The organism is Massilia sp. (genome assembly GCF_031995545.1).
Classification (GTDB): domain Bacteria; phylum Pseudomonadota; class Gammaproteobacteria; order Burkholderiales; family Burkholderiaceae_D; genus Telluria.
This window is the reverse complement of sequence record NZ_DAMAGA010000063.1, coordinates 1-7,180: the sequence shown is the minus strand read 5'-3', so window position 1 is coordinate 7,180 and position 7,180 is coordinate 1. Positions and strand designations below refer to the sequence as shown.

General features: G+C 61.5%; 5 protein-coding genes. 1 reads left to right on the top strand and 4 read right to left on the bottom strand.

Annotation, left to right across the window (positions count from 1 at the left end; genetic code table 11):
* The first annotated feature begins 155 nt into the window (after window positions 1-155).
* On the top strand, window positions 156-1,100 hold the full coding sequence (locus tag RTQ83_RS23430) for a site-specific integrase (protein WP_312520222.1): 945 nt from the start codon (window positions 156-158) through the stop codon (window positions 1,098-1,100).
* A 43-nt stretch (window positions 1,101-1,143) separates the two neighbouring features.
* Here the strand turns inward: RTQ83_RS23430 and RTQ83_RS23425 are convergent, their stop codons facing one another.
* The 4 genes from RTQ83_RS23425 to RTQ83_RS23410 all read right to left on the bottom strand — a co-directional run bounded on the left by RTQ83_RS23425 (window position 1,144) and on the right by RTQ83_RS23410 (window position 6,255).
* Window positions 1,144-2,508, bottom strand: coding sequence for a hypothetical protein (locus tag RTQ83_RS23425; RefSeq protein WP_312520218.1), 1,365 nt, complete (start codon window positions 2,506-2,508; stop codon window positions 1,144-1,146).
* Window positions 2,509-2,616: 108 nt separating this feature from the next.
* A complete protein-coding gene (locus RTQ83_RS23420; RefSeq protein WP_312520215.1) occupies window positions 2,617-3,612 on the bottom strand; it encodes an AAA family ATPase in 996 nt (331 codons plus the stop codon).
* 2 nt (window positions 3,613-3,614) lie between these two features.
* Window positions 3,615-5,588: a hypothetical protein gene (locus tag RTQ83_RS23415; protein ID WP_312520213.1), complete on the bottom strand. Its 1,974-nt coding sequence runs from the start codon at window positions 5,586-5,588 to the stop codon at window positions 3,615-3,617.
* Between the two features lie 4 nt (window positions 5,589-5,592).
* Complete coding sequence (locus RTQ83_RS23410) at window positions 5,593-6,255, bottom strand: hypothetical protein (RefSeq protein ID WP_312520211.1); 663 nt, start codon at window positions 6,253-6,255, stop codon at window positions 5,593-5,595.
* Window positions 6,256-7,180 lie beyond the last annotated feature (925 nt).

The window sequence follows — 7,180 nt, the reverse complement described above, 5'->3', positions numbered from 1 at the left end:
CAAGTTGCCCTTTTCAATGCCGTCATCATCGGCCATCGGGGGCGTCAGTTCTATGCCCGCGACGACCGGTTTCGGTACATGATGCGCGATGGCGTCCTGCGGCGTGGCGCCGATGTGTTGCGCGATATGCGGCGTCTACATCTGGGAACAGGCACATGACTACGGTCGATATTTATGTCCAGGCGGCCACACGCGAGAACACGGAGCGCAGCTATCGGTCCGCCCTGCAGCACTTCGAAGTGGAATGGGGCGGCTTGCTACCGGCAAGCCCCGACACGGTCGCGCGCTATCTTGCCGAGTACGCCGAATCGCTGGCGATCAATACCCTGCAGCAGCGTCTGGCCGCGCTCGCCGATTGGCATCACAAACACGGGTTTCCCGACCCAACCAAAGCGCAAGTCGTGCGGAAGGTGCTCAAAGGTATCCGCACCCTCCATCCCGCCCAGGAAAGACAGGCGCGGCCGATCCAGCTCGAACAGGTGAAGCAGGTCGTCGAATGGCTCGATGGCGCGATCGCTGCCGCCTCTGCACGCGGAAGCAGATCCGACGCGCTGCGTTACACACGCGATCGTGCCCTCCTCCTGCTCGGCTTTTGGCGCGGTTTCCGTGGCGACGAACTGGCGCGCCTGCGTGTCGAATTGGTCGATGCGGTATCCGGCGAGGGCCTCACCTGTTTTCTGCCGCAATCGAAGGGCGACCGCGAGGCCCGCGGCCGAAGTTTCAAGGCACCCGCGTTACGTCAGCTGTGCCCCGTTGATGCCTACCTCGCCTGGACGACGCTCGCCGGCCTGACGGAAGGCCCGGTCTTTCGTGCAATTGACCGCTGGGGCAACGTCAGCGATACGGGGCTGCACATCAATAGCCTGGTTCCCTTGCTGAGAACGACGTTCGATGCGGCGGGTCTCGCGTTCGTGGAGCAATACAGTGGTCACTCCTTGCGGCGCGGGTTTGCCACCTGGGCGACTGCGAACGGATGGGACCTGAAGACGCTGATGGAATACGTCGGGTGGCGCGATGTACACTCAGCCATGCGATACATGGAGTCCGCCGATCCGTTTGCCGGCATGCGCCCACCACGTAATGCTGTGCCGCGCGGCTAGGATCCGCTCGCCGCTCTATCCTGCCCTGCCAAAGGCCTGCCCGCTACACCCAGAGCCGCTTGAGCATCTCGACCGCGTCCGGGCTGGTCTCCAAGTAAATTTGAAACGATGGTTTCGGAGACGGCGTGAGCGCTTGGAGCCACGCCTGACTCCGGACGACGCATTGCCGCTCGAATGGCAGCAGTTTCCAGGGTTGAGTGCAGGGCCGGCCCGCTTTCACGGCCAAGGCATCGCCGTCCGGGAAAATGCAATGCAGCATTCTCAACGGTGCGTCGACCGGGCGCGAATCATCCCGCGTGTATACGACTTGCGGTGCCATTACCGTGTCCTGCATGGAAATCTGTAATCCACCAACCGCGCAACAGTCGACAATTGCCGCCCAGATCCCGAAAAAATGCATATACGTGAATCTCAGTCTGGTCGGATCGTCGGACGGGTTCCCGGGCCATGGCTCGCTCAGGCGAAGCGTGTAGTTAGTTGCGCGGCGAATGAACAGGGCATCCATCACGACCAGGCCTTCGGTCGCCATCCTCCAGACGACGTAGGCGAGACAGGTGGCGCAGACCCCGTCCGCCGCGAGCGAAAGCAGGTCGTCACGACTTAGCCACGCGAGCTGGGCCAGGCAGCTCCGGTGCCGCCGCACGTACCGACGAAAGATGTGCCGCCGGATAGCCCTGTAGCCGTGCCCCACATCGTCGCGCACGGCGCTCGTGTCGTGGATGGCCCCGGGGCTGCGCCCTGCGTCCAACACCCTGACGTAGCGGCACGGTGTCGCGTTCACATTTTCCAGAACCCACGAACCGGGCCGGCGCGGCGCCCGGCTCTCGGCAAACCCGGCCTGCCATCGCAAGACGGTTTGGTCCCGCGGACTCTGGTGGTAGGTACTGACCAAGCCACGCAGGAGATGGTCGGCCTGCGGCACTTGCGACTGCACGGAACGCCACCATTCCAGATACTCGAGGGCGTAACCCATCAGCCGGTATTGGTCCCGCTTTGCCATCGGCGCTAGCGCGAGCAGGTCTTCAAAGGGCGCCTCCGGGGGATCGCCCCACCCAGGGGCACTCTTTCCGATCGGCGCGGGCTGCCGCTTGAAGATATCGATGGGCCAATGGTGCCAGGGGCATGCCTTGACCCATACGAGGTCGAACAGGACGCAGTGATAGCAACGAGTCTGCCAGCACATCTTGCAGTAGCGCCGGTCATACCCCAGCGAGCGCTCGACATCAATCCCAAGCTGGTCCCAGAAGCCGTTCCTGAGCTCGTACTCTGGCACCTCGAGCAATTCACTGAACCGTTTGAAATCGATCCAGCTGCTGTCTGCACAGTCCCCCAAGCGGCTCCTTCGGGAGGACAGCGGCTCGCGCGCAACCAGTTGCATGAGCTCGTAATCGGCCAGATTGTTAAGCACTTTGACCTTCTGAAAAACGGACCATCCGGACTCGAATGGATAGTGAAAGGCCGGATTCCACGTCAATCTGGTCGCACCAGGTCGTCGCCGCATATTCCCCCGCAGCGCTCAGCTGAGCACATCGCTGAACGACTTCAATTGCGATGCCGAGACGGCGGCACCGATATCGTCACTACTCAACCTAAAATTGGGACAATCGTCGCGTCGCAAGGAAAGCAGTAGGTCGTCGATCGTCAGGCAGATATGTTCCATCGGCACGCCCTGTGAGGCGTCGCCGCCACCCGCGCTACGCAGCGCTTCCCAGATCGCCCTGCGGGAAGCTTCCAGCCGAAATCCGGCGCGGAAAGCCTCCGGGAAGAAGAATTGCGTGTACGTGATCCCCGAGCCCTCGGGATACTCGGATGCCTGATCGTACGAACGCAACAAGACGCCGAAATCGTCCTCGCTCGCACAGCCGTCGAATTGCAGCGTATTGCTGAGGAACCGGCCGATGATCTGCCTCGCGTTACTGGCCAAAAGACTGGTGCGCCGGTGCAGGATTTCCGGCTGTGCAAAAGAAATCGCGGTCATTCGCAAATCCTGCAGTTCCAGCTGATTGTGGAAGCACACCAGCTGCTGCAGGTCGAGGTCGTTCAGCAACTGCATTTCATCGATAAGCAGTACGTATTGCCTCGCTCCGATCCGTGCGGCTTTCACGCGGATGTCGGCGATCGCGTTACCGAACAGCTGGTCGGCGTCGGGACGCCTGGAAAGCGCATGCGTCTCCGCTTCCAGGATCAGCCGCAGCATGTGCGCGGTGGTCGGACGCCCACTCGGCCGTGTGCTGAGCAGGGTCACATACACGTTCGGAAATTCCTGCCGCAGGAGGTCGCGAATGGCCAGGGCGCAGCGGGTCTTTCCCATACGTGGCGACGCGTAAAACACGGTCCCGGTTCTGCGCGCCCAGACCAGCTCACGCACCAGGGCATAAGTGCGTTGCATCATCGGTGTGGGCAGCGTGTAGTCGCCCTCCCTCACCGGATGCCCGCTCAGCAGCTTTTCGCGCCGCTCCGCGTCGAACAGCGGTACGTCCGACTGGTCGTCGTCACCAGCTTCGCTGGACATGCTCACCTCCTATTCCTGACCTTGGTGAAGAACTCGGCCGGCGCTTCCGTCAGCAAGCGTCCCCGCACCTCGTCGACGACACGTCGAGCCTGTGCATCGGTTGCAGGTGCAGGCCGCGGCGCCTCGATGGCCTGCGCATCCTGGCCTGTTTCCTTCTTGACCCGGACCATCTCCGTTGCTTGCTTCGGACTTGGGCGTGGGGCAGCACGTGGACTCTTGCGTGTAGCCAGGTGCCGCATGTACACCTGCATCGGGTCGTCGAAGGTGGTGACCGTGAGCAGCCGTTTCGTGATCAGGCTATTGATGGCCTTGCGCGTGCGTCGGCTGTGCTTGGTCACGCCCCATTTACCGTGTGCCTTCAGGACGCCCAGCTCGGCACCGTTGGCCAAATAGGCTTTCACTTGCCGCATATCGTCTTCGTCCACTTCCAACAACAGGCGCGCGCCGATCAGGTGACCCGAGCAGGCAAGAACCTCGTTTGTGTAGCGCACGCGGTCGACCTGGACGTATGGCCTACGTCCCGAGCTACGGCTGCCGCGCACAACGGCGGACTCGTATTGACTGAACCCGGCCTCGGCCGCACTGCCAGCGGGACGCTTGCGGCATTCGAAGCGCTCAGGCCGCTCGACGAAATACCGGATCGCCTCGAGCGGTGTCAGGTGCGACAAGCCTTCAGACGGCGTCGCGTTATGCTGGGAAAAAACGACGTCAAGCAGCTGCTCGACTTCGGCCGCACGGATACGGTGGTGGACAGCCTTGCGCTCGGCCTCGTCGGCGCGGCCATTGTGCGGATTGGCCCCTGTGGTCGATGGCAGGCGTTTGAACAGGGTCCGGGCGATCTGGTTAAAGGTGCGCTCGACATTGGGCCTGCGCTCGAAATGCGCGACCGCTCCCCAATTGATCGCAAAGCCGAGCGCGGCGCGTGCGCGCGCATGGACGGCGCTCGACAAATGCGCGAGGGCCCCATCGAACATGGTCGCGCTCCAAAGCGCGCCCTGGGCACCGGGAATTACACCGCTCGGCAATCCCCCACCCTCGGGGTAGCGCAGGTTTGGGATGGTCAGATCCATCGGCGTCCAGGTGCCGCTGGCGGCGTCACGGATGACTTTAAGGATGTCATCCGCATTGACCTCGGGCCTGTACACGACGGTGTAGGCCAGCACGGCGCTGCTGAAGCGGTCGACGACGGCGATCAGGTTCAAACGGTCTAGGCGAACATCGGTCTCGAGGCCTTCTGGGGTGTGGAACGCGACGGTAACGTGCGCCTCGATCTTGTACGCATCGATCTCGACAGCGTCATAAGGTTCTTCGAAGCTCAGCAGCGAAGCGATGCCCATGCCGACACTGAGATGCGCCCGGGCGGTACTGTCTTCGCGCACCATGGCACTGCGAGCGAAATGCTGGTCAAGCGTCTCTTTCATGAACGACTGGATCGAACGTAGCCCGAGGTATTTCGTATTAAAGGGCCATTCGCTTCGCCCGACGCCTTTGTCCGCCAGGCAGCGCAGAAAGATACGGTGCAGGTCGCAGGGCCGGAGTTTGTATTCCGGCACGGCCAGCCGCTTGGCTTCGTTCCTGACATATTTGACGAGCAGATCGTCGATATCGGGAAAGCGCTTGAGCGTAGCGCCCAAGGCGCCGACCAGTCCTACCCGCTGCCCTGGCGGCGCATGGCCCACCTCGCTGACGCGCTCGTACGGTCCAACGCGCAGGAAAGGGATGCAGGCACGAAACCCCTGGACCCGGCCGTCGTCGGCCATTTGCAGGCAGCGCCTGGCCAGCCGGGGCAAGGCACTCTGGTTGACGCCTGTACGCTGCTCGATCTCATCGACCGGAACCCATGAAAAATACAGTCGCATCGCTTCCACCTGAGCACGGAACTGGTTGCGTTGCACGTCGTCGAAATCAACGTCCAGTACCGTCGGCCAGAGCTCGATTGGCACTGCGTCCTTGATGACTGCCTGCCGTGTGCCCATGTCGTCACCTCTCGTCCCACCTGGTCCATTTCCAGCCGCTGGCCCCGCACAGACCATGCGAGGATAAGTCGAGTTCAACATGGCCGCCTATCGCAGCCTTGACCAAGCCGGCAAGAATCGCGGCTCGATTCAGCCCGGCGAGGTCGTCGACCAAATCGTTGACCGTGCCGCTCCAGCGCCGCGTGAAGGCCAGCGTCAGCTGGTTCGATACAGGCGTCAGGTCCTTGAAGCGGAACAGGCCGGCATAACCGATCGCTTTGAGCCACCGGACAGCGAGCCGCGCACGTGCCTGCAGGTCCTCGGGCGCAATGACCCGCACCTTGGCGGGCCCGCCATGGGTCTCGACAGTCGTAAGCTCAGGAGCTCCGCTGGCAACGAGATGGACTTCGAGCTGACGGTCCTTCCGTTCGAGGACCATTGCGGCCGCCGGCCCGACATTCAACACGGAACTCAGCTCGTCGGGAATGGGAGCAAACCCAGTAACGTCAGGATCGCTCTCGAGGAAGGTCAGCCAATGCACCAGGCTTCGGTCCGAATGCAGAAGTAGATCCTGGTCCTGCTTGACGCTGTAGACCAGCCACAGGTTGCTGTTGCGATGACCGCGCCCACGATATGCTTCCAGCACACGGGCGCGTTGCCGCGAAGGCAGAGTTTGTACGCCGGCCATCGCACCTCCTGTCGAGTGAAATTGCGCACTGGTCTAACAAACTTAGTTCATGTTCCAGCAAAGGTCTAGTTTATTCGCGACATCGGCATGAGACAGGCCGACGAAACCTAAGCTCGAAAGTTGGCGCAAAAGTGGCCGGCGCAAATGGTCTGGTCACGAGTCAGCGAGGACTAGCGATACCGAAGCAGGAGGTTTTGCAGGAACAAGCTTGATTCGCTTGTCTTAAGCTCTTGCGCGCCATCGATCATGACGGCCCATATCGTGCAGAAACCTGGGTACCACGGGAGTTCTTTGCGGGGGAACCAGATTCTTGGGACAACAGCATACCCGTCAATAACCCGGCACAAAATCCCATATCGCCCTCCGCACTTGGCCGGCACCGCACCGACGATCTTGAGGCTCAATGCCGCGTCGAACGCGGCGTGGATGCTGCTGGGTTTTCCTTGGCCGTTTAGTCGGCGTCTTTGTAACACCGAACGAGGCCTCGTACTAGCGACTTCGCGATAATCTCGGCTCCTGCCGCACCGGATTGCGTACTATCAGTCCAACCATTCCAGCGTGCGGTCACCACACCACCCTCCACGGTGTAACTTCCAAAGTAATTTTGGCCAGCAATCTCGACTTCAACAGGGAGTGGTTGGGTAAAATTTTTCGTCATCGTGTTATCCGTTAGAAGTTGGCATCGCCTGCAGCGATCTGCCGAAGCGCAGGACTGCTTCCGGTTTTGGTAACGCCACAAGCAGTTCGTGCATAGGCAGTTCGGATGCGACGTCCATTAACCGCAGACGGGCGTTGAGAGTACAGCGTTACCGAAGACCGGGGCTCTAGCCGTCTCGGCCAGACACCACCATCTGCGAGGACCGGCTGCGTCGGTAATCCCCCCATTTTTAGAGCGCGCTAAAAGTAGAGGTTAAGCGGCAAGGGC